Below are 15,853 nucleotides of genomic sequence, written 5' to 3'. Positions count from 1 at the left end.
AAGTTTAAAGTGTGTTCCATTCATTCTATGTTTATATAGGACGAGTTATGTTTGTAGATATACAGAACACATGGAAATTGGCTATAATAGATTTAGAGAAAGTAGAGGCGGGTTAGTATGTCATTTACGCATTTACAAGTAAAAACAGGATATAGTTTTTTTAACAGCACGATTACAGTGGAAAAATTAGTTAATCAAGCATATCAATTGAACTTTGAAGCTTTAGCTATTACAGATGAGCATGTATTACATGGAGTTATTCCATTTTATAAGTTATGCATTAAAAAAGGAATCAAACCGATTATCGGAATGTCAATTAACGTTAAAGAGGAAGAGAATATAGAAGAATTGATCTTACTTGCAAAAAATAATGCAGGATATCGAAATCTAACGCGGTTAAGCACCTATATTCAAAGAAATGAAAAGAATAGTATTGAAAAAGAATTATTACCTAATTATATGGATCAATTAGTTGTTATCTTGCCGGTAAACACGAGTAGAGTCCAGCAATTATTGCAAAATAATTCCTATGATCAGGTCGAAAATTATCTTTCTTACTGGAAATCTCTCATAGAGGAAGAAGACTTTTATTTAGGTGTATCAGACTTTAGAGAAAAAGTGGAAAATCTATCTTTACATGTGGTTCGGGCATACCATGAATCCTTTCAAACGAAAATAGTTGCAATTAACGATGTCCGGTATTTACAAGAGAAGGATGCATATGCATTTGATTGCTTACAGGCAATGAAGAATGGAAAAAACTGGTCTGTAAAAGAGGGAAATAAATTAAGTCGAAACCATCATTTACGTTCCAAACTCGAGATGGAACAAGTATTTGCAGAATGGCCACAAATATTAGAGGCATCGAGGGAAATTACAGATAAATGTAATGTGACCTTTAATTTTGAGGCGAGAATGATACCTTCTTATCCAGTACCGGATAGTAAATCAGCACAAGAATATTTAGAAGAAATTTGCTGGAATAATATACAGAGTCGGTATCCTAATGTTACAGATTATATTAAATCAAGATTAAAACATGAGCTCTCCGTCATTAAGAAAATGGAGTTTAGCGATTATTTTCTAATCGTATGGGATTTCATTAAGCATGCAAAAGAAAATAATATCATGGTTGGTCCTGGTCGTGGTTCTTCAGCAGGTTCTCTAGTTGCTTACACGCTAGGAATTACCGATGTAGACCCAATTAAGTATAATTTATTATTCGAACGCTTCTTAAATCCAGAGCGTATTACGATGCCAGATATTGATATCGACTTTTCCGATGTACGACGTGATGAAGTAATTGCATATGTACGCGAAAAATATGGTGCTGAACATGTTGCCCAGATTATTACATTTGGAACCTTTGCAGCGCGTTCTCTAATTCGTGAATTAGGTAAAACAATGGCCATTGACCAAGAAGACATATATTTTATTTTAAAGCAAATTCCTAGCCAGACGTCTAGTTCATTAGTTACTATTGTAAAATCATCGAAGGAATTGACTAATTATATCCAGCAATCCGAAAACTTAAAGCAATTATTTAGAATTGCTACTGTCTTAGAAGGGCTCCCAAGACATATTTCTACACATGCTGCTGGTGTTGTTATAAGTGAAAAACCATTAGTAGAACATGTGCCATTAACAATAGGGACAACAAATACTGCTTTAACGCAGTATCCAATGACCGATTTAGAGTCACTCGGATTACTTAAGATGGACTTTTTAGGGTTAAGAAATTTAACGCTTATTGAACGAATTATCAAATCTATTCGATATAAAGATGATAAAGATTTTAATTTAAACAACATTCCAGAACATGATTCTCAAACCTTTGATCTTTTAAAACGAGGGAAGACAAATGGAATCTTTCAGTTAGAGTCAGATGGTATGAAGCAAGTATTAGAGCAGTTGAAGCCTAATAGTTTCGATGATATCGTGGCTGTAAATGCGCTTTATCGTCCTGGACCAATGGATTTTATTCCTACGTATATCGAGCGTAAGCACGGCATTAAGAAAACAACGTACCCACACCCTGATTTGGAGCCAATACTGAAAAGCACGTATGGTGTTTTAATTTATCAAGAGCAGATTATGCAAATTGCAAATCGAATTGCAGGATTCACATTAGGACAAGCTGATGTTTTAAGACGTGCAGTAAGTAAGAAGAAGCAGGACATAATGGATGAGCAGGAGACTCTGTTTATTCATGGTTGTATTAAGAATGGGTATGAGAAGAAAATTGGTGAGGAAATATTTGCATGGATTGTAAAGTTCTCAAATTATGGATTTCCAAAAAGCCATGCAGTTGCGTATAGTAAAATTTCCTATCAATTGGCTTATTTAAAAGCTCATTATCCCAAGCATTTTTACGCAGAGTTACTAACTTCTATTGGAAATCAACATGATAAAATTCATGTTTACATGAAAGAGATGAAGGATTTAGGGATTAATATTGGTGTGCCTTCTATTAATAAAAGTATTGGCAGATTCACCGTAGAAAAGAATTGTATCCGAATGGGTTTACAATCGATAAAAGGGATTGGTAACCAAGCGGTGCAAGAAATTATTCAAGCAAGGAAAGATAGACCGTTCAAAAACTTATTTGATTTTTGTCTACGGGTTACACCCAAAATTGTAAACCGGGCTACTATGGAATCGTTAATCAGAGCTGGGGCGTTTGATGAAACATATAGTAATCGTGCAAGCTTACTAGCGTCTATAGATCAAGCGATAGAATCTGGAGAATTATTTCGAGAATTTACTGATCAACCAAACTTGTTTCAAGATCAATTGGATTTAGAACCGAACTATGTAGTGATTGAAGATTTTAGTCAAATTAAGAAGCTTTCAGATGAAAAGGAATTACTGGGGATATATATTTCCAGTCATCCATTAATACAATATCGTAGTGTTTTAAGGGAAAACGGCTATATTACTCTACAACATGCAAAAGAGCTTGAGGGGAATAAAAATGTTAGAAGTTCCGTAATCATACAAGCAATTAAAACAATACGCACAAAACGAGGGGAGCCAATGGCATTTTTAACCGTAAGTGATGAAACAGAGGATATGGATGCTGTAGTATTCCCTGAGTTATATCGATTAAACAGTCGCTACATTGAAGAAGAAGCACTAGTATTTATTTCCGGAAAAATCGAGTCCAGAAATGGGAAAAAACAATGGTTACTTTCTACAATTGAGCCATTTGAGGAAGAGAATTTAAACCAACGATCTAAATCTAGATTGTTTATTAAAACAACAGAGCAAACTAATAAAGATGCATTAACTGTTATTAAAAAAATAGCAACAAAATTTCCTGGAACAACACCAATCATTGTTTACCATGAAGAACAAAAGAAAACCTACAAATTAGCAAATGATTATTTTATTGAAATAAACAAGCAAACATTAGGTTCTTTAGCGGACTTTTTTGGGAAATCGAACGTTGTTTACGAAAAGCAATAAAAACGAAACTTTACAGAGATTAGCATTTTGTTATAATGTAGTAGTCGAGTGGTCAGACCACTTAGGCGGCAAAAAGGAGCGAAATTAAAAGTGAACTTAAGAGACGAAGCATTGCATATGCACAAAGTGAATAAGGGGAAACTGGAGACGGTATCTAAGGTACCAGTCACAAATGCGAAGGAATTAAGTCTTGCCTATTCCCCTGGAGTTGCAGAGCCATGCAAGGAAATTCATGACCGCAAAGAAACGGTTTACGATTACACCATGAAAGGTAATATGGTTGCCGTTGTAAGTGATGGTTCCGCGGTTTTAGGATTAGGAAATATTGGTCCTGAAGCGGCATTGCCAGTTATGGAAGGAAAAGCAGTATTATTTAAAAGCTTCGCTGGAGTGGATTCATTTCCAATTTGTTTAGATACTCATGATGTGGATGATATCGTTAAAACAGTAAAATTAATGGAACCAACATTTGGTGGTGTTAATTTAGAAGATATTGCTGCTCCAAACTGTTTTGTTATTGAAGAACGATTAAGAAAAGAAACAAACATTCCTATTTTCCATGATGACCAACATGGTACAGCCATTGTGACGATTGCTGGATTAATAAATGCATTAAAACTAGTTGGAAAAAGCTTCTCTGAGATTAAGGTTGTTGCCAACGGTGCAGGAGCAGCTGGTATTGCCATTGTTAAATTGTTATACCATTTCGGAGTACGTGATATGATTATGTGTGATTCGAGAGGTGCGATTTTTGAAGGCCGCTCTTATGGAATGAATGGTGTGAAAGATGATGTCGCTAAATTTACAAACCAAAACAAGAAAGAAGGTTCTCTGGAGGAAATGCTAGATGGTGCTGATGTATTTATTGGCGTGTCAGTAGGTGGAGCATTAACACAAGATATGGTTAGAAAGATGAATTCGGACCCTATAATATTTGCTATGGCAAACCCAGATCCGGAAATTTTGCCAGAAGATGCAAAAGATGCCGGAGCTAAAGTAATTGGTACCGGTCGATCTGACTTTCCAAATCAAGTGAACAATGTTCTTGCTTTCCCAGGAATTTTCCGTGGAGCATTAGATGTTCGGGCAACACGTATTAATGAAAAAATGAAGATTGCAGCTGCGGTTGCTATCGCTTCACTAATTTCAGACGAGGAATTGAATTCAGATTATGTAATCCCTGCACCATTTGATGCAAGAGTAGCTCCTTTAGTAGCAAAAGAAGTAGCAAAAGCGGCAATGGAATCTGGGGTTGCACGTATTCAAGTTGATCCAGAAGAAATTGCGGAAAAGACTAGACATTTAGCAAAAATTTAATAAGTAGTTCCCTTTAAATAATAAGGATTTATTAAAAGGAGTGAAACATGGGTGTCCATGTCGCCAAATAATAAGGTTTACCACGGCGTTCTAGAGGAGATACGCAAATTTATTGAAGCAAATGACCTTAGACCAGGAGATAAACTTCCTTCTGAACGAGAATTATCAGAAAAGCTACAGGCTGGTAGATCATCCATTAGAGAAGCTTTGAGGGCTATGGAGCTTATTGGTGTTATTGAAACTAGACGTGGAGAAGGTACCTTCTTAAGTAAATATCGCCCATATCAGACGGTTCAATTACTTTCTTCGTTTATTTTAAAGGAAACGACTAAGGAAGATTTGTTATCCGTTAAGATGCTATTAGAAAAAGAAACCGCCAAGTTAGCTTTTACACAGATAAATGAACCAGAGTTAATTGAATTAGAGAGTATTTTAAATAATTCCTCTTTAAACGAAAAAGAAAAGCATTTTGCCTTTTTCAGTTATTTATTCGATATTAATAGTAATCAACTGTTAATGCGTATTTGGGGATTAATTGATGAGTATTCAAAGAGCTTTACAGGTAATTATTCCAAAACATTTTACTTGAAATTAATGGAATCCTATAAAACGAAAAACTACCAATCCATAGAAGGTCTATTCCACGAAGAAAATGCTTACGATATTGTGTAATTATTAAATTTTATATTTTTCTATTTCTTCGACTATTAATGACACATTTTTTGGGTAGACTTGCTGTATAGTAATATAATCAGGTCCAAATTAATAATTCGTATTCTAAATACATACCTGTTTATAATGGTAATGGTTAATGATAAAGGGGGACTTACTTTGCTCAAAGATCTTTTTAATAAGAAAAAGAAGTATGCTTCGATTCCTAGTGAGCAATCAAAAGTAGATATTCCTGAGGGATTAATGAAAAAATGTGATAATTGTTATAAAATATTCTACCGCAAGGAAATAAATAACAATCTAAATGTATGTCCAAACTGTGGACATCATCATCAATTAAATGCTTGGGAGCGAATTGATAGTTTATTTGATTCAGAAACATTTGTAGAATGGGATAAAGGAATGATAACAGCTAATCCATTGAATTTTGCTGGATACGAGAAAAAAATGGAAGGTGACCGCGAAAAAACAGGGTTAAATGAAGCGGTGGTTACTGGTTTTGGTACAATTGATGGACAGGCTACAGCAATTGCGGTTATGGATGCTAGATTTCGCATGGGAAGTATGGGGTCAGTAGTAGGTGAGAAGATTGCTAGAGCAATTGAGAATGCTAGAAAAGAATCTATGCCGTTTATTATATTTACTGCATCAGGTGGTGCTAGAATGCAAGAAGGTGTTCTTAGTTTGATGCAAATGACAAAGACTTCTGTAGCTATTAGTCGTTTCTCCCAGGCTGGAGGACTCATGATTTCCGTTATGACTCATCCTACAACTGGTGGAGTTTCTGCTAGTTTTGCATCGTTAGGTGATTATAATTTCGCTGAGCCAGGTGCCTTGATTGGATTTGCCGGGCGTCGTATCATTGAACAAACGATTCGAGAAAACTTACCAGATGATTTTCAAACAGCAGAATTTCAATTGAAGCATGGTCAATTAGACCAAGTTATTCATCGTCATGACTTAAAATATGTATTAGGGACACTACTTAAAATGCATCAGAAGGGTGGAGGTCCTAGATGAATCAAGTTTTAGATTTTGAAAAGCCAATTATAAATTTAAAAGAAAAGATTGCTGAACTTAAGAAATTTACTAGTGATAGTGATATTGATTTATCAGATGAAATCGCAACTCTTGAACAGCGTCTAGCTGATTTAGAAAATGATATTTATGGAAACTTAAAGCCCTGGCAGCGTGTGCAAATGGCTAGACACCAAGAGCGCCCTACAACCTTAGATTATATAAAAGAATTATTTACTGAATTTCTCGAGTTTCATGGAGATCGCTTTTATGGTGATGACGAGGCAATTGTTTCTGGGATTGCGTATTATAAAGATACACCTGTTACCGTTATTGGTCACCAACGGGGTAAAGATACAAAGGAAAACATCCGTAGAAACTTTGGGATGCCACATCCAGAAGGATATCGAAAAGCTCTACGCCATATGAAACAAGCGGAGAAGTTTAATCGTCCTATAATTTGTTTTATTGATACGAAAGGTGCATACCCTGGTAAAGCTGCAGAAGAGCGTGGTCAAAGTGAAGCAATAGCACGTAATTTAATGGAGATGGCAGGAATTACTGTTCCGATTATTTGTATTGTTATTGGTGAAGGTGGCAGTGGTGGTGCTTTAGCACTTGGAGTTGGGGACCGAATTCATATGCTTGAAAACTCTACTTACTCTGTTATTTCTCCTGAAGGTGCAGCCGCACTTCTTTGGAAAGATTCTGGACTTGCACAAAAGGCAGCAGAATCCATGCGTATTACAGCACCAGATTTATTTGAACTTGGAATAATTGACGAAATTATTCCTGAGCCAAAAGGTGGAGCACATCGTAACATAAAACAACAAGCTGCTAATATTGATACCGTCATCGAAAAATCTCTAGATGAACTAAAAGATTTATCAATTGATGAATTGTTGGAGAAAAGATGGGAAAAATATAAGCAAATTGGAGAATATAAGGAACTTTAAAAAAGGCTGTCTCGATTTTGTGTTACTCTGCAAAATCGGAGACGTCCTTTTTTTATTGAAGATTAAATAGTATGGCTTAATGTAAATGTGTTTTACTTATTGTTGCAAATAAAATCATTAAGTAAAGCATATTAAAAATAACTTGCAAATTTCGGTGTTTTTGATTGATATTTTAGGATTTTAGTCTTATCTTGTAAATGAGGCAAACGGAAATAAAGAGAGTTTCTATGATAATCTGACCGTAGTAATTCTATTTAACCAGAGCATACTAGATATTGAATTTATAATATAGAGGTGAATTAATATGAAAAGATTAGGAGTACTAACTAGTGGTGGTGATGCACCAGGAATGAATGCAGCAATTCGTGCAGTCGTTCGTAAGTGTATTTATCACGATGTTGAAATATATGGCATAAAAAATGGCTATCAAGGGTTAATTGAAGGTAATATAGAAAAAATGGATGTTGGTTCTGTTGGCGATATTATTCAGCGTGGTGGAACAAAACTTTTCACGGCTAGAAGTGAAGAATTTAAGACAGAAGAAGGACAACAAAAGGGTATTGAGCAACTTAAAAAGTATGGCATTGAAGGATTAATTGTTATCGGTGGAGATGGAAGTTTTCGTGGTGCTCAAAAATTAACTGAAAAAGGTTATCCATGTATCGGCGTTCCGGGCACTATCGATAATGATATACCGGGTACTGATTTTACAATTGGTTTTGATACAGCATTAAACACAATTATTGAAGCAATTGACAAAATCCGTGACACAGCAACTTCACATGAACGTACATATATTGTAGAAGTAATGGGTAGAGATGCAGGAGACTTAGCTTTATGGGCAGGACTTGCAGATGGAGCAGAAAGTATTTTAATTCCTGAGAAAAAAGATGACTTAGAAGAAGTTGTTTCCCGTTTAAAACGTGGCATAGAGCGAGGTAAAAAACATAGTATAATCATTGTTGCTGAAGGTGTAGGTAGCGCGTTTGATTTTGGTGAACAAATTCAAAAAGCAACAAATCTAGAAACAAGAGTAACGGTTCTTGGACATATTCAGCGTGGAGGGTCACCAACTGCTAATGATCGTGTACTAGCAAGCCGCTTAGGTGCAAAAGCAGTAGAGTTACTACTTGATGGAAAAGCAGGAAGAATGGTCGGTATACAAAATAATAAATTAGTGGACCATGATATTACAGAAATCTTACAAGAAAAACACTCTATTGATGAAGAAATGTATAAATTATCTAAAGAATTATCGATTTAGTAGGAGGATTTTATAATGAGAAGAACTAAAATAGTATGTACTATAGGGCCGGCTTCCGAATCGGTTGATACATTAGTAGAGCTAATTGAAGCTGGAATGAATGTTGCTCGCTTGAATTTCTCCCATGGGGATTTTGATGAACATGGTGCAAGGATAAATAATATTCGAGAAGCAGCTAGAAGAACAGGTAAAACGGTAGCGATTCTATTAGATACAAAAGGGCCTGAGATTCGAACTGCTAATTTTAAAGATGGTCAAGCAGAATTAATTGAAGGTAATACAGTTTACATTGCTATGAACGAAGTAGAAGGAACAGCTGAGCGATTTTCTATTACATACCCTGGCTTAATTGATGATGTTCATGTAGGGTCAAGAATTCTTTTAGATGATGGTCTTATTGAATTAGAAGTAGTCGAAATTGATCAGCAAAATAAAGAGTTAAAAACCGTTGCGCTTAATTCCGGTTTAATTAAGAACAAAAAAGGTGTAAACGTTCCGAATGTGGCGGTTAAATTACCAGGAATCACAGAGAAGGATGCGAAAGATATTGAGTTCGGAATCGAGCAAGATGTAGACTTTATCGCGGCTTCGTTCGTACGTAGACCATCTGATATTCTAGAAATTAGAGAACTATTGGAAAAACATAACGCAACACATATTCAAATTATTCCTAAAATCGAAAACCAAGAGGGTGTTGATAATATTGATAGCATCCTTGAAGTTAGTGATGGCTTGATGGTTGCCCGTGGTGACTTAGGTGTGGAAATTCCAGCTGAGGATGTACCATTAGTACAAAAGCAATTAATTAGAAAATGTAATACAGCCGGTAAACCTGTTATAACAGCCACCCAAATGCTTGATTCTATGCAACGAAACCCTCGCCCAACACGAGCAGAGGCATCAGACGTTGCAAATGCTATTTTTGATGGTACAGATGCAATTATGCTTTCTGGTGAAACAGCGGCTGGTAACTACCCAGTAGAATCAGTTAAGACGATGAATAATATTGCAGTAAAAACGGAAACTGCTTTAGATCACCAATCTATTTTGAAAAACCGTAGTGAATCAGTTGATATGACGATAACAGATGCAATTAGTCAATCTGTTACCCATACTGCTATGAATTTATCTGTTAGTGCAATTATTACACCAACTGAAAGTGGACATACTGCACGTATGATTTCTAAATACAGACCCAAATCTCCAATTATAGCTGTAACATACAATGACCGCGTTAATCGTCAGCTTTCATTGGTATGGGGTGTCCTTGCGATTACAGGAGCTAAAGCAAACTCGACAGATGAAATGTTAGACGTTGCAATTGATTTAGGAATTCAAGCGAATCTTTTAAATCGAGGAGATCGTGTTGTTATTACAGCAGGTGTCCCTGTAGGAGAAACTGGAACTACAAATATGATGAAAGTTCATATTATTGGAGATGTCGTTGCCAAAGGACAAGGGATCGGAAAGAAAAGTGCATATGGTAGAGCAGTCATCGTAAAAAACACTGAAGAAGCACTTCAAAAGATAAATCATGGTGATATCATAGTTACATATGGTACAGACCGTGATATGATGCCTGCAATTGAAAAAGCAGCTGGTATAGTAACAATTGAAGGTGGGCTAACTTCACACGCAGCTGTTGTAGGTCTAAGCCTAGGAATTCCAGTTGTTGTAGGAGTAGAAAATGCTTTTGATTTACTAAGAGACGGTGAAGATATTACAATTGATAGTACAAAAGGTGACATTTATAAAGGTCATGCAGGCGTACTTTAAACAACAAGAAGAAGGGAAAATGCTCCCTTCTTTTTTCCTATCTAATTTAAGAGAGGTAGATTTGTAATGAGATGGTTATTTCTAGCATTTCTAATTATTTCTGCAGCCGAAATAGCAGTGTTAGTCTGGGCGGGAAATTTAATAGGACCTTGGTGGGTTTTCATCATTATTCTGTTAACAGGATTTTTTGGTGTGTCATTAGCCAAGAAAGAAGGGCTTGAAACATGGAAACGAGCACAATATTCTATGCAGTATGGCCAAGTCCCCACACAAGAGATTTTAGACGGAATTAGTATACTAATCGGTGGAGTATTTTTATTTTCTCCTGGTTTTATAACAGACATTGTGGGATTCATCTTAGTCTTACCACAAACTAGAAAGTATTTTAAACTATTACTTGGTAAACTAATTAAAAAAATGATCGACAATAATACCATTATTATTAATCGGAAATGGTAGTTATCCTTTGACGAATTGAATTAGCTTGATGAAAATTCCGGACTGGTACAATACATAAATAGTAATCATAATAATCGGTGCAAACAATACTCCAGCAAAGCCCCAAATCTGAATGGTAACAAATAAAATAATGAGACTAACTAAAGGGTTGATACCTATACTAGCAGAGAGGATTTTTGGTTCTATTATTTGGCGTATTACGATAACAGTCATGTAAAGGATGCTGAGTGGAATAGTGTTTGAATAATCTCCAGTCAAAAAATTATAAATAATCCATGGAACAAAGATTACACCGGTACCAATCACGGGAAGTAAGTCAACTAGAGCTGCAATAGCAGCAATCGTTAGTGCATGTTTGCTTCCAATAACGACTAAGCCAATAAATATTATGGAAGCTGAAATGAAGATTAATATAAACTGTGCCCTTAAATAACCTGTAAAAGCTTTTTTAATACCTTTTTGTATATCGTATACAAACGAAAGCAGATGTTCAGGTAGTATTTTTTTTAGCAGACTTGTTATGTTATGCCAATCATTGACGATCATAAACGTAGCTAATACGATAAAGATAAGTGTAGTTATTGAATCGGGAAACTTGCTCACTACTTCTGGTAATTGAAATATTATGGAGTTCAATGAATTTGTAACCGTATTAGTTAGGTTTTCTAGAAATCTTACTATATTTTCTTGAATAGTTGTCTGCTGTGATTGGTCTAAAGAGTTAAATAGTGTAGCAATAGTCTGATAGAGGGGAATGATATGTTCATTTATCATATTCTCCATTAATTGGATAAAGGAATCGAAGTATGTTGGTAATTTATCCATAAAATAAAAAGCACCTTGAATAACCTCATTAATTATCACAATAACAACACTTACGAAAAAAACAAATATTGTAATGATGACTGCTAATGTAGCTAACACTCTTGGTATTTTCCAATTTTTTTCTATATAGGACACCAATGGATTTAGAAATAAAGCAATGACAAACGCTATTAAAAAAGGGTAGATATAGCCGATTGTCATTTTGACAGAAAAGAATACTATTAGTAATAAAACTACAAGAAACAGTCCTCTAATAATTGGATCTAATAACTGCTTGTACAATATAACGACCCCATTTGTAAAAATATATCTATTAAACTATATGTTAGACAAACAGGAAATATTAATAGTATCGTTTGTAAAGAGTAATTTGGTGAAAGCTTTACAATAATAGTCGCTTTATTTAATAGATTAATTTATTGAATAATTATTTGCAGAAAATTAAACGGTTTCATTTCACATTGCTTCAAAAATACTTTATAATTGGTTTTGGGGATGACAATAACCGTTTATTTCGACTTGGGAATTGTCTAAATTATTTAACATTATTTTTCGCTTAATGTTAGTACAATATAGAAAAAGGAGAGGGTTTTATCTATGACAGCAACGAAAGGTCTTGAAGGGGTAGTAGCAACACAGTCATCAATTAGTTCTATCATTGATGACCAACTAACTTATGTAGGTTATAGAATTGATGATTTAGCAGAGAATTCAAGCTTTGAAGAAGTAGTATATTTATTATGGAATCTAAAGTTACCAACCATCGCTGAATTAGATGCCTTTAAAAAGGAACTAAATGAAAACATGGAAGTTCCTGAAGCAGTACTAGAACAATTACGTTCTTACGATTTGACTAAAGTGCACCCAATGGCAGCACTTAGAACATCTATCTCTTTACTAGGTTTATATGATGAAGAAGCTGATGTGATGGAAGATGAAGGTAATAGACGTAAGGCGGTTCGCTTACAAGCTAAGATTCCAACTATCATCGCAGCGTTCTCACGTATTAGACAAGGAAAAGACCCTATCAAACCATTAGAAGATGTTAGTTATGCAGAAAACTTCTTATATATGTTAAATGGTAAAAAACCTAATGATATTGAAATTGAAGCAATTAATAAAGCGTTAGTACTTCATGCAGATCACGAGCTTAATGCATCTACTTTTACTGCTAGAGTATGTGTTGCAACACTATCAGATATGTATTCTGGCATTACTGCAGCAATCGGCGCACTAAAAGGTCCACTTCACGGTGGTGCTAATGAGCGAGTTATGAAAATGTTGACTGAAATTGGTACGGAAGATAATGCAATTCCGTATATAAAAGAGAAACTAGCAAATAAAGAAAAAATTATGGGTATGGGACATCGTGTATATCGTAGTGGTGACCCAAGAGCTAAGCATCTTCAAAAGATGTCTAAAGAACTAACAACGCTTACTGGACAAGAAAAATGGTATAATATGTCTGTAGCAATTGAGGACTATATTAAACAGGAAAAAGGCCTACCTGCTAACGTAGATTTCTATTCGGCTTCTATGTATCATAGTTTAGGAATTGATCATGATTTATTCACGCCTATCTTCGCTATGAGCCGTGTATCTGGTTGGGTTGCCCATATTTTAGAACAGTATTCTAATAACCGTTTAATCCGTCCACGTGCAGAATATGTTGGACCTAACACTCAAAAATATATTCCGCTTGAAAATCGCTAGGAAATTAATAAAAATATTGTTAGTTCTAATAGCCGGTGCTTCCGGCTATTATTACGATAAGCTACTAGAAAACTAGGAGGAATTTTGTATGACACAAGGAGAAAAAATTGTAGTAGAAAATGGTGTTTTAAATGTACCAAATCAACCTATAATTCCATTTATCGAAGGTGACGGTACTGGTCCGGATATTTGGGCAGCAGCTAGTCGTGTATTAGAAGCAGCTGTTGAAAAAGCTTATAATGGTACAAAGAAAATAGAATGGTTAGAAGTATACGCTGGTGAAAAAGCATTCAATAAAACTGGAGAATGGTTACCACAAGAAACATTAGATAAAATTGATGAGTATAAAATTGCTATCAAGGGTCCTCTTACAACACCAATCGGTGGTGGAATTCGTTCGTTAAACGTTGCGTTACGTCAAGAACTTGATTTATTTACTTGCCTACGTCCAGTACGTTATTTTGAAGGTGTTCCTTCTCCAGTTAAACGTCCTGAAGATGTGGATATGGTTATTTTCCGCGAAAATACAGAAGATATTTATGCAGGTATTGAATGGCAAAAAGGTTCTGACGAAGTGAAGAAAGTAATCGAATTTCTTAAAAATGAAATGGGAGTACATAAGATTCGCTTCCCTGAAACATCTGGTATTGGTATCAAACCTGTTTCAGAAGAAGGTACAAAGCGTCTAGTTCGTGCAGCTATTGAGTATGCACTAACGGAAGGGCGTAAGAGTGTTACTTTAGTTCATAAAGGTAACATCATGAAATTTACAGAAGGTGCTTTTAAAGGCTGGGGATATGAAGTTGCTGAACAAGAATTCGGTGATAAAGTATTCACTTGGGCACAATATGATCGAATTGCTGAAGAGCAAGGTAAAGATGCTGCAAATAAAGCTCAAGATGAAGCCGTTCAAGCTGGTAAAATTATAGTAAAAGATGCTATCGCTGATATTTTCTTACAACAAATCCTTACTCGACCAAATGAATTTGATGTTGTTGCAACAATGAACTTAAACGGAGATTACATCTCTGATGCATTAGCTGCACAAGTTGGTGGTATAGGTATTGCTCCTGGTGCAAACATTAACTATAACACGGGTCATGCTATTTTCGAAGCTACTCATGGAACAGCTCCTAAATACGCTGGCTTAGATAAAGTTAACCCTTCATCTGTAATCTTATCTGGTGTATTAATGCTTGAACACCTTGGTTGGAGAGAAGCAGCTGATTTAGTTACTAAAGCAATGGATAAAACAATCGCTTCTAAAGTTGTAACGTATGACTTTGCTCGTCTAATGGATGGAGCTACAGAAGTAAAATGTTCTGAGTTTGCTAATGAATTAATTAAGAATATGGATTAATTAACTTCAAAGGAGGCAACTTACAATGGGAAACAAGCGTAAAAAAATATCAGTAATCGGATCAGGATTTACAGGTGCAACAACGGCATTAATGCTAGCTCAAAAAGAACTCGGAGATATTGTTCTCGTGGATATTCCTAATATGGAAAATCCAACAAAGGGTAAAGCCCTTGATATGTTAGAAGCAAGTCCAGTTCAAGGCTTTGATGCTAATATTATCGGAACTTCCAATTATGAGGATACGAAGGAATCAGATATAGTAATTATTACTGCAGGTATTGCTAGGAAGCCAGGAATGAGTAGAGACGATCTAGTGAATACAAATGCTAAAATTATGAAATCTGTAACACAAGAGATTGTGAAATACTCAAAAGATACGATAATAGTTGTTTTAACTAATCCAGTTGATGCGATGACGTATACTGTATTTAAAGAGTCTGGATTCCCAAAAGAGCGAGTCATCGGTCAATCTGGGGTATTAGATACAGCGCGTTTCCGTACATTTGTTGCCCAGGAGTTAAATTTATCTGTTAAAGATATTACTGGTTTCGTATTAGGAGGCCATGGAGATGACATGGTTCCATTAACCCGATATTCCTATGCTGGTGGGATTCCATTAGAAAAGTTAATCTCTAAAGACCGTTTAAATGCAATCGTGCAAAGAACACGTACAGGTGGCGGAGAAATCGTTAACTTACTCGGCAACGGTAGTGCATATTATGCCCCTGCTGCATCATTAAGTGTTATGGCAGAGGCAATTCTTAAAGATCAACGTCGTGTTTTACCATCAATTGCATATCTAGAAGGTGAATATGGGTATAACGATATTTACTTAGGAGTACCTACAATACTAGGTGGTAATGGAATCGAGCAAATCATCGAACTAGACTTAACAGAAGAAGAAAAAGCAGCCCTTGATAATTCTGCTGAATCTGTTAAGAACGTTTTAGCGGTTTTAGAATAAATTAAAAAAAGAGTTTCATTCTACGCATCCAGTGGAATGGAGCTCTTTTTGTCTGTTAGAAA

12 protein-coding genes are annotated in these 15,853 nt (G+C 35.5%); 11 read left to right on the top strand and 1 reads right to left on the bottom strand.

The window, feature by feature from the left end; all coding sequences use genetic code 11:
• Nucleotides 1-117: 117 nt before the first annotated feature.
• The 8 genes from dnaE to AB1K81_RS07575 all read left to right on the top strand — a co-directional run bounded on the left by dnaE (nt 118) and on the right by AB1K81_RS07575 (nt 10,929).
• Nucleotides 118-3,468, top strand: a complete 3,351-nt coding sequence (dnaE, locus tag AB1K81_RS07610) for a DNA polymerase III subunit alpha (RefSeq protein ID WP_412976014.1) — start codon at nt 118-120, stop codon at nt 3,466-3,468.
• 90 nt (nt 3,469-3,558) lie between these two features.
• Nucleotides 3,559-4,785: an NADP-dependent malic enzyme gene (gene ystJ / locus AB1K81_RS07605; protein ID WP_412976013.1), complete on the top strand. Its 1,227-nt coding sequence runs from the start codon at nt 3,559-3,561 to the stop codon at nt 4,783-4,785.
• A gap of 57 nt (nt 4,786-4,842) precedes the next feature.
• Entirely contained in the window at nt 4,843-5,457 is a 615-nt protein-coding gene (locus AB1K81_RS07600) for a FadR/GntR family transcriptional regulator (RefSeq protein ID WP_412976132.1), read from the top strand.
• A gap of 159 nt (nt 5,458-5,616) precedes the next feature.
• Nucleotides 5,617-6,477, top strand: a complete 861-nt coding sequence (gene accD, locus AB1K81_RS07595) for an acetyl-CoA carboxylase, carboxyltransferase subunit beta (RefSeq protein WP_412976012.1) — start codon at nt 5,617-5,619, stop codon at nt 6,475-6,477.
• Nucleotides 6,474-7,430: an acetyl-CoA carboxylase carboxyl transferase subunit alpha gene (gene accA / locus AB1K81_RS07590; protein WP_412976011.1), complete on the top strand. Its 957-nt coding sequence runs from the start codon at nt 6,474-6,476 to the stop codon at nt 7,428-7,430. The genes accD and accA overlap by 4 nt, the downstream gene beginning before the upstream one ends.
• 304 nt (nt 7,431-7,734) lie before the next feature.
• Nucleotides 7,735-8,694, top strand: a complete 960-nt coding sequence (gene pfkA / locus AB1K81_RS07585; protein ID WP_412976010.1) for a 6-phosphofructokinase — start codon at nt 7,735-7,737, stop codon at nt 8,692-8,694.
• 15 nt (nt 8,695-8,709) lie between these two features.
• The gene (gene pyk, locus AB1K81_RS07580) at nt 8,710-10,470 is read left to right on the top strand and encodes a pyruvate kinase (protein ID WP_412976009.1); all 1,761 of its coding nucleotides are present in this window, start codon (nt 8,710-8,712) and stop codon (nt 10,468-10,470) included.
• A 66-nt stretch (nt 10,471-10,536) separates the two neighbouring features.
• Entirely contained in the window at nt 10,537-10,929 is a 393-nt protein-coding gene (locus AB1K81_RS07575; protein ID WP_412976008.1) for an FxsA family protein, read from the top strand.
• On the opposite strand, the gene ytvI is transcribed toward AB1K81_RS07575, so the two are convergent.
• The gene (gene ytvI / locus AB1K81_RS07570; protein ID WP_412976007.1) at nt 10,930-12,036 is read right to left on the bottom strand and encodes a sporulation integral membrane protein YtvI; all 1,107 of its coding nucleotides are present in this window, start codon (nt 12,034-12,036) and stop codon (nt 10,930-10,932) included. It abuts the gene before it with no gap.
• Nucleotides 12,037-12,351: 315 nt separating this feature from the next.
• Between ytvI and citZ the strand changes: the two genes are divergently transcribed.
• From citZ to mdh, 3 genes are all read left to right on the top strand, one after another.
• Nucleotides 12,352-13,467, top strand: a complete 1,116-nt coding sequence (gene citZ / locus AB1K81_RS07565; protein WP_412976006.1) for a citrate synthase — start codon at nt 12,352-12,354, stop codon at nt 13,465-13,467.
• Between the two features lie 88 nt (nt 13,468-13,555).
• Nucleotides 13,556-14,827 (top strand): NADP-dependent isocitrate dehydrogenase, encoded by a 1,272-nt coding sequence (gene icd / locus AB1K81_RS07560; protein ID WP_412976005.1) that lies wholly within the window; start codon nt 13,556-13,558, stop codon nt 14,825-14,827.
• A gap of 25 nt (nt 14,828-14,852) precedes the next feature.
• Nucleotides 14,853-15,791, top strand: a complete 939-nt coding sequence (gene mdh, locus AB1K81_RS07555) for a malate dehydrogenase (RefSeq protein WP_412976004.1) — start codon at nt 14,853-14,855, stop codon at nt 15,789-15,791.
• Nucleotides 15,792-15,853: the final 62 nt, after the last annotated feature.

This window comes from Ornithinibacillus jepli, assembly GCF_047228935.1.
Lineage (GTDB): Bacteria > Bacillota > Bacilli > Bacillales > Amphibacillaceae > Ornithinibacillus.
Note: the sequence above shows the minus strand (reverse complement) of the source record. Positions and strands in the feature narration are given on the sequence as shown.

What these genes read in the sequence shown, in the direction of transcription:
- dnaE (WP_412976014.1), top strand. Translation starts at nt 118, where the DNA reads ATGTCATTTACGCATTTACAAGTAAAAACAGGATATAGTTTTTTTAAC.
- AB1K81_RS07600 (WP_412976132.1), top strand. Translation starts at nt 4,843, where the DNA reads ATGTCGCCAAATAATAAGGTTTACCACGGCGTTCTAGAGGAGATACGC.
- accA (WP_412976011.1), top strand. Translation starts at nt 6,474, where the DNA reads ATGAATCAAGTTTTAGATTTTGAAAAGCCAATTATAAATTTAAAAGAA.
- pfkA (WP_412976010.1), top strand. Translation starts at nt 7,735, where the DNA reads ATGAAAAGATTAGGAGTACTAACTAGTGGTGGTGATGCACCAGGAATG.
- pyk (WP_412976009.1), top strand. Translation starts at nt 8,710, where the DNA reads ATGAGAAGAACTAAAATAGTATGTACTATAGGGCCGGCTTCCGAATCG.
- AB1K81_RS07575 (WP_412976008.1), top strand. Translation starts at nt 10,537, where the DNA reads ATGAGATGGTTATTTCTAGCATTTCTAATTATTTCTGCAGCCGAAATA.
- citZ (WP_412976006.1), top strand. Translation starts at nt 12,352, where the DNA reads ATGACAGCAACGAAAGGTCTTGAAGGGGTAGTAGCAACACAGTCATCA.
- icd (WP_412976005.1), top strand. Translation starts at nt 13,556, where the DNA reads ATGACACAAGGAGAAAAAATTGTAGTAGAAAATGGTGTTTTAAATGTA.
- mdh (WP_412976004.1), top strand. Translation starts at nt 14,853, where the DNA reads ATGGGAAACAAGCGTAAAAAAATATCAGTAATCGGATCAGGATTTACA.